Origin of the sequence: Micromonospora sp. NBC_00821 (genome assembly GCF_036347035.1) — a bacterium.
Taxonomy (GTDB): domain Bacteria; phylum Actinomycetota; class Actinomycetes; order Mycobacteriales; family Micromonosporaceae; genus Micromonospora; species Micromonospora hortensis.
This window is the reverse complement of the sequence record NZ_CP108880.1, coordinates 6353098-6367137: the sequence shown is the minus strand read 5'-3', so window position 1 is coordinate 6367137 and position 14040 is coordinate 6353098. Positions and strand designations below refer to the sequence as shown.

Annotated in this window: 12 protein-coding genes; 5 read left to right on the top strand and 7 right to left on the bottom strand. The window is 71.4% G+C overall.

What is annotated here, in order from left to right:
* Positions 1-114 precede the first annotated feature (114 nt).
* Positions 115-288 (top strand): hypothetical protein, encoded by a 174-nt coding sequence (locus tag OHB44_RS29170; RefSeq protein WP_167362491.1) that lies wholly within the window; start codon positions 115-117, stop codon positions 286-288.
* 117 nt (positions 289-405) lie between these two features.
* Here OHB44_RS29170 and OHB44_RS29165 read toward each other — a convergent pair whose 3' ends face one another.
* From OHB44_RS29165 to OHB44_RS29135, 7 genes are all read right to left on the bottom strand, one after another.
* Entirely contained in the window at positions 406-1521 is a 1116-nt protein-coding gene (locus OHB44_RS29165) for an acetate/propionate family kinase (protein WP_330438908.1), read from the bottom strand.
* On the bottom strand, positions 1518-3587 hold the full coding sequence (gene pta / locus OHB44_RS29160) for a phosphate acetyltransferase (protein WP_330438907.1): 2070 nt from the start codon (positions 3585-3587) through the stop codon (positions 1518-1520). The genes OHB44_RS29165 and pta overlap by 4 nt, the downstream gene beginning before the upstream one ends.
* 99 nt (positions 3588-3686) lie before the next feature.
* The gene (locus OHB44_RS29155; RefSeq protein WP_030490374.1) at positions 3687-3872 is read right to left on the bottom strand and encodes a DUF6104 family protein; all 186 of its coding nucleotides are present in this window, start codon (positions 3870-3872) and stop codon (positions 3687-3689) included.
* 119 nt (positions 3873-3991) lie between these two features.
* On the bottom strand, positions 3992-7762 hold the full coding sequence (locus OHB44_RS29150; protein WP_266304511.1) for a multifunctional oxoglutarate decarboxylase/oxoglutarate dehydrogenase thiamine pyrophosphate-binding subunit/dihydrolipoyllysine-residue succinyltransferase subunit: 3771 nt from the start codon (positions 7760-7762) through the stop codon (positions 3992-3994).
* Positions 7763-8049: 287 nt separating this feature from the next.
* Complete coding sequence (locus OHB44_RS29145) at positions 8050-8862, bottom strand: ABC transporter permease (RefSeq protein ID WP_330438906.1); 813 nt, start codon at positions 8860-8862, stop codon at positions 8050-8052.
* Positions 8859-9794: an ABC transporter ATP-binding protein gene (locus OHB44_RS29140; RefSeq protein WP_091406038.1), complete on the bottom strand. Its 936-nt coding sequence runs from the start codon at positions 9792-9794 to the stop codon at positions 8859-8861. Before OHB44_RS29140 ends, OHB44_RS29145 begins: the two co-directional genes overlap by 4 nt.
* Before the next feature lie 142 nt (positions 9795-9936).
* The gene (locus OHB44_RS29135) at positions 9937-10584 is read right to left on the bottom strand and encodes a hypothetical protein (RefSeq protein WP_330438905.1); all 648 of its coding nucleotides are present in this window, start codon (positions 10582-10584) and stop codon (positions 9937-9939) included.
* A 159-nt stretch (positions 10585-10743) separates the two neighbouring features.
* On the opposite strand from OHB44_RS29135, the gene OHB44_RS29130 reads away from it, so the two are divergent.
* The 4 genes from OHB44_RS29130 to OHB44_RS29115 all read left to right on the top strand — a co-directional run bounded on the left by OHB44_RS29130 (position 10744) and on the right by OHB44_RS29115 (position 14007).
* Positions 10744-11517 carry a GNAT family N-acetyltransferase gene (locus OHB44_RS29130; RefSeq protein ID WP_330438904.1) on the top strand — a complete coding sequence of 258 codons (774 nt, stop codon included), beginning with the start codon at positions 10744-10746 and terminating at the stop codon, positions 11515-11517.
* Positions 11514-12452: a lysophospholipid acyltransferase family protein gene (locus tag OHB44_RS29125; RefSeq protein ID WP_330438903.1), complete on the top strand. Its 939-nt coding sequence runs from the start codon at positions 11514-11516 to the stop codon at positions 12450-12452. The genes OHB44_RS29130 and OHB44_RS29125 overlap by 4 nt, the downstream gene beginning before the upstream one ends.
* Before the next feature lie 122 nt (positions 12453-12574).
* Positions 12575-13399 carry a DUF4097 family beta strand repeat-containing protein gene (locus OHB44_RS29120; protein WP_330438902.1) on the top strand — a complete coding sequence of 275 codons (825 nt, stop codon included), beginning with the start codon at positions 12575-12577 and terminating at the stop codon, positions 13397-13399.
* Positions 13396-14007 (top strand): PadR family transcriptional regulator, encoded by a 612-nt coding sequence (locus tag OHB44_RS29115; RefSeq protein WP_330438901.1) that lies wholly within the window; start codon positions 13396-13398, stop codon positions 14005-14007. The genes OHB44_RS29120 and OHB44_RS29115 overlap by 4 nt, the downstream gene beginning before the upstream one ends.
* Positions 14008-14040 lie beyond the last annotated feature (33 nt).

Genomic DNA, 14040 nt, shown 5'->3' with positions numbered 1-14040 from the left:
TCCGGCTCGGGTGCACGCGCCACCCGGTCGGTCCCCTCCGCCGGCCGGGTCCACCCCTGGGACGCCGCGGGCCGGGGACGGTGCCGCCTGGCCGGCTTCGCTAGGGTCACCGACATGCCTGAGAACTACACGGACCCCAGCGGCAACACCGAGGCGTTCCGCGCCTTCAACCAGACGCCGGAGACCGCTGCGCCGACGGAGGCTCCGTCCCGCCTGCCGCTCATCATCGGTGCGGCAGTGGTCGTCGTGGTGCTGGTGGCACTCGTCGCCTGGCTGGCGACCGGCTGATCGAGACGTCTGGCTGGCGTCTCGCTGATCGAGTCGCGTGGCTGGCGCCGGCACCGGACGGGCTTCACCGAATCGCGCGCACCCTCGGGTTCCCCGGGGGTGCGCGCCTCAGTGGCGTCAGGCCGCCCCGACCACGTCCCGGGTCTGCCGGGCGATTTCCCGCTCCTCGTCGGTGCGGATGACGCAGACGCTCACCTCGGCGTTGTCGGGCGAGATCAACCGGTCGCCCTCGCCGTCGTTGCGGGCGTCGTCCACTGTGATGCCGAGCCGGCCCAGGCCGGCCAGCGCGGTGGTCCGCACCGGCGCGGCGTGCTCGCCGACCCCGGCGGTGAAGGCGATCGCGTCGACCCGACCGAGCAGCGCGTAGTACGCCCCGACGTACTCGGTGATGCGCCGGCAGTACACGTCGAAGGCCAACGCCGCCGCCCGGTCACCGGCCGCCCGGCGTTCGAGCACCTCGCGCATGTCGTTGGCGCCGGTCAGCCCGAGCAGGCCGCTGCGGTGGTTGAGCAGGTCGTCGATGTCGTCCACCGACAGCCCACCCTCGCGGCGCAGGTGGAAGATCATGGTCGGGTCCACGTCGCCGCTGCGGGTCCCCATCACCAGCCCCTGCAACGGGGACATGCCCATCGAGGTGGCGACGCTGCGACCGTTCGCCACCGCGCAGGCGCTGGCCCCGTTACCCAGGTGCAGGGTGATCGTGTTGATCTGCTCGTACGGGCGGCCCAGCAGTTCGGCGGTGCGCCGGGACACGTACGCGTGCGAGGTGCCGTGGAAGCCGTACCGGCGGATGTCGTACCGCTCGGCGGTGTCCCGGTCGATCGCGTACGTCGCGGCGGCCTCCGGCAGGGTGTGGTGGAACGCGGTGTCGAAGACGGCGACCTGCGGGACGTCCGGCAGCGCCTCGCGGGCCACCTCGATGCCGGCCAGGTTGGCCGGGTTGTGCAGTGGGGCGAGCGGCACCAGATTCTTGATCGCGGCCAGCACGGCGTCGTCGACGAGTACCGGCGCGCTGAACGTCCGGCCGCCGTGCACCACCCGGTGTCCGACCGCCGCCAGCCCCGCCAGGTCCAGCCCGTCCAGGATCTGCCGGACCGCCTCGGCGTGGTCCACCGGGCCGCCGCCGGGCTCACCGATCCGCTCGACGGTGCCGTGGTCGAGTGCCCGGTCACCGTCGTAGCGGCGCCACTTCACCGACGACGACCCGCAGTTGAGCACCAGTACCCGACTCACGACGCCTCCTCGGTGGCCGCCTGGATGGCGGTGATCGCCACGGTGTTGACGATGTCCGGCACCGTGGCACCCCGCGACAGGTCGTTCACCGGCCGCCGCAGGCCCTGCATCACCGGGCCGACGGCGACCGCCCCGGCCGAGCGCTGCACCGCCTTGTACGTGTTGTTGCCGGTGTTCAGGTCCGGGAAGATGAAGACGGTGGCGTGCCCCGCCACGGGGCTGTCGGGCAGCTTCGTGGCCGCCACCGCCGGGTCGATCGCCGCGTCGTACTGGATGGGCCCCTCGACCAGCAGGTCGGGCCGGCGCTCCCGGACCAGCGCGGTGGCCGCGGCGACCTTCTCCACGTCGGCGCCCGCGCCGGAGCTGCCGGTCGAGTACGACAGCATGGCCACCCGGGGTTCGATGCCGAACCGGGCGGCGGTGTCGGCCGACGAGATCGCGATGTCGGCGAGCTGGGCCGCGTCCGGGTCGCGGTTGACAGCGCAGTCGCCGTAGACCAGCACCCGGTCGGCGAGCAGCATGAAGAAGACGCTGGAGGCCACCGAGACGTCCGGCAGCGTACGGATGATCTCGAACGCCGGCCGGATGGTAGCTGCGGTGGTGTGCGTGGCGCCGGAGACCATGCCGTCGGCGCGGCCGGTGGCCACCATCAACGTGCCGAAGTAGTTGGGCTGCGCCACGATGTCGTGCGCCAACTCGGTGGTGACGCCCCGGTGGGCGCGCAGCCGGGCGTACTCGGCGGCGAAGTCGTCGCGCCACTCGCTGGCGCCCGGGTCGACCACCTGCGCGTCGCCGAGGTCGATGCCCAGCTCCCGGGTGCGTCGGGAGATGTCGTCCGGCCGGCCGAGCACCGTCAGTTCGGCCACTCCACGCCGTAGCAGGATCTCCGCCGCGCGCAGGATCCGCTCGTCGGTGCCCTCCGGCAACACCAGGTGCCGGGGCTTCGAGCGGGCACGGTCGATCAGCTCGTTCTCGAACATCAGTGGGGTGACCCGCGCCGACCGGCTGAACCGCAGCCGACGGGCCAGGTCGTCGGTGTCCACACAGCGCTCGAACGCGCCGAGCGCGGCCTCCACCTTGCGGGGATTTGTCGCGCTGGGCCGGCCCTCGATGCGACTGGACGCGGCCACCGTGTCGTAGCTGTCGAGACGCACGGAGAGCACCGCCAACCCGGTGTTGAGCCCCTCCACCAGCCGCATGACCCTGGGGTCGGGCTGCTCGCCGAGGGTGAGCACCAGCCCGGCCACCGACACCTGCCCGGCCACGTGCGCGGCGCTCGCGGCGACGAGCAGGTCGGCCCGGTCCCCGGGGGTGATCACCAGGGCGCCCTCGGTGAGGTGGCCCAGCACTGTCGGCACGTGCGCCGCGCCGACCACGAAGTCCAGCACGTCGCGACCGAGCGCGGCGTCGTCTCCGGCCAGCAGGGTGGCGTCGAGCGCCGCCGCCACCTCGGCCACCGTCGGCGCGGACACGCTCGGCACCTCCGGGATGGCGTACGCGGGGACCGGCAGGTCGGGCAGCGTCATCGGCGCGGTCACCCGGTTGGCGATCACCGCGAGCACCGTTGCGCCGAGGTCGGCCAAATCGTGGTACGCCCCCCGCATCGCCGACGCGACAGCCGCCGGCTCCTGCCCGAAGCCGTCCACGACGGGCACCACCACGCTGCCGAACTCGGTGGCCAGCCGGGCGTTGAAGGCCAGTTCCCGGGGGTGGGCCGGGTCGCCCGGCTCGTCGAAGTCACTGCCCACCACCACCACCGCCGGGCACTGCCGCTCCACCGCCCGGTAGCGCTCGACGATGGCGGAGATGAGCTGCTCCCGGCGGCCGTCGGCGACCAGCGCCGAAGCCTCGGCGTAGCTCGCCCCGGCCAGTTCGGACAGCGGCACCTCGACCCGGTACCGCTCGCTCAGCAGGGCGAGGATCGGGTCCTGGCCGGTGTCGGCCACCAACGGCCGGAACACGCCGATCCGCCCGACCTGGCGGGACAGCAACTCCGCCAACCCGAGGGCAATCGTCGACTTGCCCCCGCCGGACCCCACGCTGGTGAGGTAAACACTCCGAGCCACGTTCCCACCCCCTGCCCGTTGATCAAGAAGTTTGCGTCAGCTCCGGCCCCCATCGTGACCGAAACTTCTTGATCACCGGGTGCGGAACGGGGTTAGGGGTTAGGCGTCTTCGTCGTCGGGGTCGTCTAGGCGGGCCAGGTAGGTTGCCAGGCGCTCGATGGGGGTTTCGAAGTCCGGGTTGAGGTCGACGAAGTCGCGCAGGCGCTCGCCTAGCCACTCCAGCGTGACCTGCTCTTCGCCCCGGCGCTCGACCAGCTCCTCGATGCCACGGTCGGTGAAGTACATGGGTACGTCCTCGTGCTCGGCCCGGCTCGGGCCGGGCGGATGAGATGGCGGGTGGACCGACAGAGCGGGGCAGGACCGTGGTGAAACGGCCCTGCCCCGGCTTCCGTGCTCAGGTCAGGTCACGGGCGGGGGAGAGCCGCCTCGATCAGCGCGTTCTGCTCGACCTCGTGGGTCTTGGCCGAGCCGACCGCCGGGGCGGCCGCGGCCGGGCGGGAGATCCGCCGCAGCCGAACGTCAGTGAGGTGCTCCAGCAGGTTGAGCGCGACGAACGACCAGCCACCCTGGTTGGCCGGCTCCTCCTGCACCCAGGCGAAGTCCTCCGCGTTCGGGAACTGCGCGAGGGCGGCCCGGATCTCCTCCACCGGCAGCGGGTACAGCTGCTCCAGCCGGAGGATCGCGGTGTCGGTGACGCCGCGCTCCTGCCGGGCCTGGAACAGGTCGTAGTAGACCTTGCCGGAGCAGAGCAGCACCCGCTTCACCGACTCCGGCGCCGGAGCGGCCGTGTCGCGCAGCACCGTCTGGAAGGTGCCGGTGGTGAAGTCCTCCACCGACGAGACGCAGAGCTTGTGCCGCAGCAGCGACTTCGGCGTGAACACCACCAGCGGCTTGCGCTTGGGCGACAGGGCCTGGCGGCGCAGCAGGTGGAAGTAGTTCGCCGGGGTCGTCGGGATGGACACCCGCATGTTGTCCTCGGCGCACATCTGCAGGAACCGCTCCGGCCGGCCGGAGGTGTGGTCCGGGCCCTGACCCTCGTGGCCGTGCGGCAGCAGCAGGGTGATGGCGGAGCGCTGGCCCCACTTCACCTCACCGGACGAGATGAACTCGTCGATCACCGACTGGGCGCCGTTGACGAAGTCGCCGAACTGGGCCTCCCAGGCGACGAGGGCGTTGATGTTCTCCACCGAGTAGCCGTACTCGAAGCCCATCGCCGCGTACTCGCTGAGCAGCGAGTCGTGCACGAAGAACCGGGAGCGGTCGCCGTCGCCGGTGAGCGACTTCAGCGGCAGGTAGTCGTCGCCGGTGCGGGAGTCGACCACCGAGGCGTGTCGCTGGACGAACGTGCCGCGACGAGAGTCCTGCCCGGCGAGCCGGACGGTGACCCCGTCGTGCAGCAGCGCCCCGAGCGCGATGATCTCGCCGAAGCCCCAGTCGATGTTGCCCTCGACGGACATCTTGGCCCGCCGGTCCAGCAGCTGCTGGATCCGCTTGTGCGGGGTGAAGCCTTCCGGCAGGTTGACGTGCGCCTCGCCGATGGCCTTGACCACTGACGCGTCGGTGGCGGTGTCGACCTGCGGCTCCGGCTCCTCCTCGCGGCGCGGCCGGTTGAGCTGGCGCGGTGCCGAGGCGGCGTCCCGGGTGGCCTTGAAGACCTTCTCCAACTGCGCCTGGTAGTCGCGCAGCAGCTCCTCCGCGTCCTCCACGGTGATGTCACCGCGACCGATCAGCTCCTCGGTGTAGAGCTTGCGGACCGAGCGCTTCGAGTCAATGATCTTGTACATCTGGGGGTTGGACATCGACGGGTCGTCGCCCTCGTTGTGCCCGCGCCGGCGGTAGCAGACCATGTCGATCACGACGTCCTTGTTGAACGTCTGCCGGTACTCGAAGGCCAGCCGGGCCACCCGGACCACTGCCTCCGGGTCGTCGCCGTTGACGTGGAAGATCGGCGCCTGGATCATCCGGGCCACGTCGGTGCTGTAGAGGCTGGACCGGCTGTACTCCGGGGCGGTGGTGAAGCCGACCTGGTTGTTCACCACCACGTGCACCGTGCCGCCGGTGCGGTAGCCGCGCAGCTGGGACAGGTTGAGCGTCTCGGCGACCACACCCTGCCCGGCGAAGGCGGCGTCACCGTGCACCGCCAGCGGCAGCACCGTGTAACCCTCCAGCTTGAGGTCGATCCGGTCCTGCTTGGCCCGGACGATGCCCTCCAGCACCGGGTCGACGGCCTCCAGGTGCGACGGGTTGGCCACCACCGACACCTTGACCGCGTGCTCGCCGTCGGGGGTGGTGAACTTGCCGTTCTGGCCCAGGTGGTACTTCACGTCGCCGGAGCCCTGCGTCGAGCGTGGGTCCAGGTGACCCTCGAACTCCGAGAAGATCTTCTCGTACGGCTTGCCGACGATGTTGGCCAGCACGTTGAGCCGACCCCGGTGGGCCATGCCGATGACGACCTCGTCCAGCCCGTTCTCGGCGGAGGACTCCAGCACCTCACCGAGCAGCGGGATCAGCGACTCGCCGCCCTCCAGCGAGAAGCGCTTCTGGCCGACGTACTTGGTCTGGAGGAAGGTCTCGAACGCCTCGGCGGCGTTGAGCCGGTTGAGCACGTGCTTCTGCTCGTCGGCGGACGGCTTCTCGTACTTGCGCTCGATCCGTTCCTGGACCCAGCGCCGCTCCTCCGGGTCCTGGATGTGCATGTACTCGATGCCGACCCGGCGGCAGTACGAGTCGCGCAGCACGCCGAGGATCTCGCGGAGCTTCATCCGCTGCCGGCCGGCGAAGCCGTTGACCGGGAACTCGCGGTCCAGGTCCCACAGGGTCAGCCCGTGCTGGAGGACGTCCAGGTCGGGGTGCTTGCGGATCTTGAATTCCAGCGGGTCGGTGTCGGCCATCAGGTGACCGCGCACCCGGTACGCGTGGATCAGCTCGTGCACCCGGGCGGTCTTGTTGATCTGACCCTCGGAGTTGACAGCGACATCGCGCATCCAGCGCACCGGCTCGTACGGGATGCGCAGCGCGGTGAAGATCTGGTCGTAGAAACCGTGCTCGCCCAGGATCAGCTCGTGCATCACCTTGAGGAACTCGCCGGACTGCGCGCCCTGGATGATCCGGTGGTCGTACGTGCTGGTCAGCGTGATGATCTTGCTGACCGCCAGCTCGGCCAGGGTCGCCTCGGACATCCCCTGGTAGGGGGCCGGGTACTCCATCGCGCCGACGCCGATGATCGCGCTCTGCCCCTGCATGAGCCGCGGCATCGAGTGCACGGTGCCGATGCCGCCCGGGTTGGTCAGCGAGATCGTGGTGCCGGAGTAGTCCTCCATGGTCAGCTCGTTGCGCCGCGCCCGTCGGACCACGTCCTCGTACGCCTGCCAGAACTGCCGGAAGTCCATCTGCTCGCAACCCTTGATGGAGGGGACCACCAGGTTGCGGCTGCCGTCCGGCTTGGCGAGGTCGATCGCGATGCCGAGGTTGACGTGTGCCGGGCGGAGCACCGCCGGCTTGCCGTTGGCCTCGGCGAAGGAGTTGTTCATCTCGGGGTGCTGGACCAGCGCGCGAACCATCGCGTAGCCGACCAGGTGGGTGAAGCTGACCTTGCCGCCGCGCCCACGGGCGAGGTGGTTGTTGATCACGATGCGGTTGTCCACCAGCAGCTTGGCCGGGACTGCGCGCACGCTGGTCGCGGTGGGCACGCTCAGCGAGGCGTCCATGTTCTGGACGATCTTCGCCGCGACGCCCCGCAACGGTGTGGTCTGCGGGCCGTCGGCGCTCGGCGCGGCGGCCTTGGCGGCCGGCTTGGGCGCAGCGGTCTTCTCCGGTGCGGTGGTCTTCACCGGCGCGGCCTTCGTGGCCGGAGCGGCGGGCTTGGCCGGCGCCGCCTGGGCGGCGGCCGGCTTGCTAGCGGTCGCCGGCGTGGCCGGGGCGCTCGGTTGGGCGACGGTGGCGGCTGCCTCCGGCTGACCGTCCGGCTCCGGGGCGGCGGCCGGCTTGTCCGACGATTCGGCGCCGCGCGGGGTGCCCGCTCCCGGTGCCGGTCGGTAGTCGGCGAAGAAGTCGTGCCAGGCCGAATCGACGCTCGATGGGTCGGCGAGGTAGCGCTGGTACATCTCCTCGACGATCCACTCATTCGGGCCGAAACCCGCCAGTGGGTTCTCCTGCGAAGTCTGCTGGGTCGACACGGCCGGTAATCGCCTCTTTCACGCGGGTTTGTGTGGCACGCGGTGGGTCCGTCGCGCCCGATTAGGAGCACGGACTAGACGGCTCCCAGGCTACGCCGTACCGATCCCGCAGGCATTTCCGCCTCGGTCCCGTGGCCGGTTTCACAGAAGATGCCAGAAGTTCAGCAACGCCTGCGCGCACCGTGTCGAACTGGTAACACCCGGCCCGCGTACGGCCGGTCGCCGAGGGTGACGCCCGACCCCGGAGCGGCCAGCCTGTCACTGCCGCTCCGGGGTCGCAGACGCCATCAGGCGATGTCGCGCCGCCGGGTGAGCAGGACACCGGCGATTCCGCTGACCAGCGCGTAGCCGATCAGCACCAGGGCCCCGACCCACCAGGACGGTGTGAACTCCGAGGTGCCCTCCGTGATCATGACCTGGGATGCCACAGCGGGCCAGATGACCTGCCACTTGAGCACCGCCTGGCTGTCGAGCACGTTCGACAGGAGCAGGAACAGCAGACCCACCACCTGGGTGCCGATCAGGTAGAGCACCGCCGCCGTGATCACCGCACCGAGCTGGTTGGTGATCAGCGTGCCGATGCCCACCCCGAGGATCGTCCAGATGGCGTAGGCCAGCAGGTTGAACAACAGCGCCCGCTGCACCGGCCACTCGCCGAGCTGAGTGCCGTAGTCGTTCGCGGACAGGAAGATCGCGCCGGCGGCCAGGTCGATGAGCGTGGTCGCCAGCCAGAACATGAAGCCGAGCAGGCTGGCGGCGACGAGCTTGCTGACGATGACCGACGTACGCCGGGGAGTCGTCAGGAACGTCGTGGTCGCGGTCTGGTGGAAGAACTCGTTGGTGACCATCAGGATGCCGATGAGCATCACGAACATCAGCCCGAGGTACTGGCCCGAGGTATAGAGGTTCGCCGCCTGCGCCGGCGCGGTCGCCTGCTCGGCGCTGACGCCGACGTCCTCGGCGTCGCCGCCGAGCGTCGTGACGGCCAACCACGCGTTGATCGCGAACGCCAGGGCGATCGAGAGGAACGCGCCGAGGGCCAGCCACCACCAGGTGCTGGTGGTACGGATCTTGAGTAGCTCGGATCGGACCAGGTTCATCGGATGCCCGCCTTTCCGGCCGTCAGCTCCAGGAAGACCCGTTCCAGATCGGGCCGTTCGGTGGTCAGTTCGTGCAGCTCGACCCCGGCCGCGAGGGCGGATCGGCCGATCGTCGGGGCGTCCACCCCGCCGACCAGCAGCACACCCTGCTCGTCGGTCTCGATGGTCGCCGACTGCGCCTTGAGGGCGGCGGTCAACGCCTCGGCCTGCGGGGTGCGGACCCGGACCCGGGCGCCCTGGGCCATCGACCCGAGCACCTGGTCGACAGGCCCCTGCCGGACCAACTGCCCGGCCGCGATGATCACCACGTCGTCGGCGAGGAGCTGCATCTCCGACAGCAGGTGGCTGGAGACCAGCACCGTACGACCCTCGTGGGCGAGGTTCTTGAGGAACCCACGCATCCACCGGATGCCCTCCGGGTCCAGCCCGTTGGCCGGCTCGTCGAGGATCAGCACGCGGGGGTCACCGAGCATCGCGGCGGCGATGCCGAGCCGCTGCTTCATGCCCAGCGAGTAACCCTTGAACTTGCGCTTCGCCGCCGGGGTCAGCCCGACCAGGGCCAACGCCTCGTCGGCCCGCTGCTTGGGCAGCCCGGCCGCCGCGCAGATGACCCGGAGGTGGTTGATGCCGGTGCGGCCCTTGTGCGCGCTGGAGGCCTCCAGCACCGCGCCGACCTGCCGCAGCGGGGTGGCGAGGTCGGCGTAGCGCTGGCCGCTGATGGTGGCCGTGCCGGCGGTCGGCGTGACCAGATTCAGCAGCATGCGCAGCGTGGTGGTCTTGCCTGCGCCGTTCGGGCCGAGGAAGCCGGTCACCCGTCCCGGCGCCACTGTGAAGGACAGGTTGTTCACCGCCCGGACGTTCTTGTACTGCTTCGTCAGACCGGACACCACGATCTGACCGTCGCTGGTGGGGCTTCGCTGCCCGTCAGTCATCGTTCTCCTCCCGTGTGTGGCGTCGAGGTACGCCGTGGCACAGCGTGACGGCCCGTGGCAACAAGGTCAATCAGGCGCGGTCGCTACGTTTGCCTCCGTCGCGGGGCGGACGCGACTCATCCCTGCGGACGACGGCCCGGGTTCAGCGGGCGATCCAGGTTGCCCGCGCCGCGCCGAGCAGCGACCCGTCCGGGCCGTACAGGCTGGTGTGCACCAGCGCCTTGCGTCCATCGACGCGGCGCAACGCCCCGGTCACCACGCACTCGTCGCCCGGCCCGGGCAGCGCCGCGACCTCGGCGGCGATCCGGCCCAGCAGGTACGGGCGGCCCGGCGCGAGCACCGCCCAACCACCGGGACAGTCCAGCGCGGCCCAGACCGTGGCAACGCTGACCTGTGCGGGCGCGCGGAACGGCGCGGCGGTCCGGCCATTGGGCAGGCGACCGGGGAAGATCCGCAGCCCGTCCGCCCGCTGCGGCCCGCAGACGTAACAGCTGGGAAACGGATGCTCGACCAGGCCGGGGTAGCGGGCCGCGGCGGCCACCGCCGTCTCCAGGTCGACAGGGGGTACGACGGCATCGATCACCCCGGCCGGGCGCACCTCGGCCACCAGCTCGCCGGCCGGGTCCCGGACCTCGCCGTCGACGAGGATCAGCTCGGTGTCCAGCGGTGGTGGCCGGCGCAGGGTCACCTCGACCGGCCCGCTGCCGTCCGCCTCGGCGGCGAAGATCCCCGCGCTCCAGCCGCCGTTGCCGGAACCGGCGGGCCCGTTGTAGCGGGTTTCGATGCGCATCGTCGACCTCCGGTGGTGCGTGTCGGCGCCGTCGCCGGCCTGGTCCGGCAGCCTCGCACGGTCTGCGCCGGGCGTCGCTAGCGGTCTCGCCTGCCGGCGTTCATCCGATCGACACCAGTGGTCCCCGTGGATGGCAACCCGGGCACCTACACAGATCCCATGGCCGTTCTGCATGCCGCTGGCGCACCCCTGAAGACCAGCGGATACACCCTGCTGATCGCCGACGACCCCACCCAGGTCGCGGCCGCGCAACGCCTGCGCCACGAGGTGTTCGCCACCGAGCTCGGCGCCACCCTCCTTCCCGGCGGGGCCGGATTGGACGTGGACCCCTTCGACGCGTACTGCGATCACCTGATCGTCCGCGAGGACAGCACCGGCGAGGTGGTCGGCACGTACCGGCTGCTGCCGCCGGGGCGTACGACCCGGCGCTACGCCGAGGACGAGTTCGACCTGAGCCCGCTCGACCCGCTCCGCGACGACCTGGTCGAGGCGGGTCGGTCCTGCGTGCACCCGGACCACCGCTCCGGCGCGGTGATCAACCTGATGTGGGCCGGCATCATCCGGTACCTGCACCTGCGCGGCTCCCGCTGGCTCGGCGGCTGCGCCTCGGTGCCGGTGGCTGACCGCGGGCGGACGGTCGCCGAGGTGTGGACCCAGGCCCGGGCCCGGCACCTGTCGCCGCCGCCGCTGCGGGTCCGTCCGTTGCGGCCCTGGTTCACCGAGGCGGCTGCCGCCGGCCCGGTCGCCGCAGCCCCGGCCGGGCGGGTGGCGGTTCCGCCGCTGCTGCGCGGCTATCTCCGGCTCGGTGCGTGGATCTGCGGTGAGCCGTCGTACGACAGCGACTTCGGGTGCGCGGACTTCTACGTCCTCTTCTCCCTGGACCGGATGAACCCGCGCTACCTGCGGCACTTCCTCGGCGGTGAGCAGCGGTGAGCGCCGTGCCGCGCGACCTGTGGCGGCCCTCCTCGGGCTGCGGCGACGACTGTCTGCCAGCGGCCGGCGAGGTGCCCACGGTGCCGGTGGCCCGCCGGGTGCTCCGGCTGGTCGCCGCGCTCGGCATGCTGCTGGCAGGGATCCCGGTGGTGGCGCTGCTGCCAGTGCTCCCCACTCGGGAACGGCGGGCGCTGCTCAGCGGCTGGGCGCGGGCGACCGCGCGCGCCTTCGGCGTCCGTCTCGTGGTCCGGGGTCGGTTGCCCCGGCGACGCGCGCTGCTGGTCGCGAACCATGTCTCCTGGCTGGACATCCTCGCGGTGCTGGCGGTCGCGCCCACCCGGATGGTGGCGAAACGGGAGATCCGCTCCTGGCCGGTGGTCGGTCTGCTGGCAGCGGCGGCGGGCACTGTCTTCGTGGACCGCGCCCGACCTCTGGCGCTGCCGAGGACCGTCGCCCGGGTCGCCGAGGCGCTGCGCGCCGGGCGGTCGGTGGCGGTCTTCCCGGAGGGTACGACGTCGTGTGCCGGGATCGGTTCCACCGACTGCCGCCCGGGGGGTGGGTTCCGGCCCGCGACGTTCCAGGCGGCCATCGACACGGGCAGCCCGGTGGTCCCGCTGCGGCTCACCTATAGCTGTGCGGCCACCGGGTCGACCACGACGGCCGCCGCCTTCCTCGGTGCGGACACCCTGCTGCGTTCGGTGGCACGGGTGGTCGCGGCGCGGGATCTGGTGGTCTCGGTGACGATCGCCGCCGCGCTGCACCCGGCCCGTGACGCCGACCGGCGGTTGCTGGCCCGGGCCGCCGAGTCGGCAGTACACCTGGTGCCGACGGCGGGTGCGGTGGCGCGGGCCCGTCTGCGGCCGGTGCCGACGGTGACCCCAGCCGTTTCCGCGCCGGCTCCGCTTGCCGATCGGGAGCTGGACCTGGCGGCCTGAGGGGAGCACGCCGAGCCGAGCCGGCGACCAACTCGCGACCTGTCTTGTGATGTCGCGATGTATCGCGTTACAGTCTCCTCCTGTTCGGCGTGCCTCCCGCGCGTCGTCGAGAGGGGGACGCCATGGCCGGATGGACTGTCGAGAGCCCACGACGGCTCACACTGGACGCTCCGGTCGTCCGCCTGGACGTTCGACTGATCAGTGGGCGGCTCAACGTGGTCGCCACCGACGGGCCGACCCGGATCGACGTGACCCAGGTCGGCCGTCGGCCGGTCCTGATCGACCACACCGACGGTCGGCTCAGCATCCGCCAGGAGCGCGGTCGGGGCTGGTCGGACGTCCTGCGCTGGTTCCGGATGATCCACCGCTATCCCCGGGTGGACGTCTCCATCGCCGTGCCCGCCGACGTCCTCGCCGACCTGGGCCTCGTCGCGGGCTCGCTGGTCGCCTCCGGCCTGCGCCGGCAGACCACCGCCAACGTCGTCGCCGGCCAGATCACCCTGATGGGGCTGCGCGGCAGCACCTCCGCGAAGCTCACCTCGGGGCCGGTGGAGGCACTCGGCGTCCGCGGTGACCTCACAGTGGAGACGGTCTCCGGGGAGGTGATCCTCGCCGACAGCGCCGCCGACCGGGTGCGGGCGCAGACCGTCTCAGGTCAGATCACCTGTGATTTGGACAACCCCCGGCGCAGCGAGATCCGGTTGACCACCATCTCGGGCAGCATCACCGTCCGGGTCCGTGCGGACAGCGACCTCGCCGTCCAGCTGAACACCGCCTCCGGCCGGATCACCAGCGGCTTTCCGCAGCTGCGCACCTCGACGTTCCCACTGCCCAGCAGCGAAGGGGTGCTCGGCGCCGGCGACGGTAAGCTCTGGGCTTCCGCGACCTCGGGGAGCATCGCCCTGCTCGCCCGAGCCGTCGACGACGATGCAGAGGAGCTGCCGTGACCGCCGTGTTCAGCCACGGGCGGCTCCGGCTCTACCTGCTCAAGCTCCTCGACGACGGCCCGAAGCACGGTTACGAGCTGATCCGCCTGCTGGAGGACCGCTTCCTCGGGCTGTACGCGCCCAGCGCCGGCACCATCTACCCCCGGCTGCAACGGCTGGAGGTCGAGGGTCTGGTCAGCCACACCGCGGCCGGTGGCCGCAAGACGTACGACATCACCGACGCCGGCCGTGCGGAGCTGCGCCAGCGGGCCGGCGAGTTGACCGCGCTGGAGACGGACATCGCGGCCTCCGTGGCGGACCTCTCCAGCCTGGCCGGCGAGATCCGCAGCGAGGTACGCGGATCGGTACGCGACCTCAAGCGGGAGCTGAGCGAGGCCACCCGGCAGACCCGGCGGGCCCGGTGGGAGGCGCCCGCACCGCCGCCCCGGCCGGCGTCGACAGCCGGGCCGCAGGCCGAGCTCCTCGACGAGCTGGACCAGCGGCTGGCCGCGTTCACCGCCGAGGTGGGCCGGCTGATCCGCGCCCGACAGTTCAGCGACACCCAACTTCGCACAGCGATCCGGCTGCTCGACGGCGCCCTCGACGGGCTGCGTCGCCTGCTGCGCTGACCGACGTCGCCGACCGGCCGTCGACTCACAGCC

What these genes read in the sequence shown, in the direction of transcription:
- OHB44_RS29155 (WP_030490374.1), bottom strand. Translation starts at nt 3,872, where the DNA reads ATGTACTTCACCGACCGTGGCATCGAGGAGCTGGTCGAGCGCCGGGGC.
- OHB44_RS29135 (WP_330438905.1), bottom strand. Translation starts at nt 10,584, where the DNA reads ATGCGCATCGAAACCCGCTACAACGGGCCCGCCGGTTCCGGCAACGGC.
- OHB44_RS29130 (WP_330438904.1), top strand. Translation starts at nt 10,744, where the DNA reads ATGGCCGTTCTGCATGCCGCTGGCGCACCCCTGAAGACCAGCGGATAC.
- OHB44_RS29120 (WP_330438902.1), top strand. Translation starts at nt 12,575, where the DNA reads ATGGCCGGATGGACTGTCGAGAGCCCACGACGGCTCACACTGGACGCT.
- OHB44_RS29140 (WP_091406038.1), bottom strand. Translation starts at nt 9,794, where the DNA reads ATGACTGACGGGCAGCGAAGCCCCACCAGCGACGGTCAGATCGTGGTG.
- OHB44_RS29145 (WP_330438906.1), bottom strand. Translation starts at nt 8,862, where the DNA reads ATGAACCTGGTCCGATCCGAGCTACTCAAGATCCGTACCACCAGCACC.
- OHB44_RS29170 (WP_167362491.1), top strand. Translation starts at nt 115, where the DNA reads ATGCCTGAGAACTACACGGACCCCAGCGGCAACACCGAGGCGTTCCGC.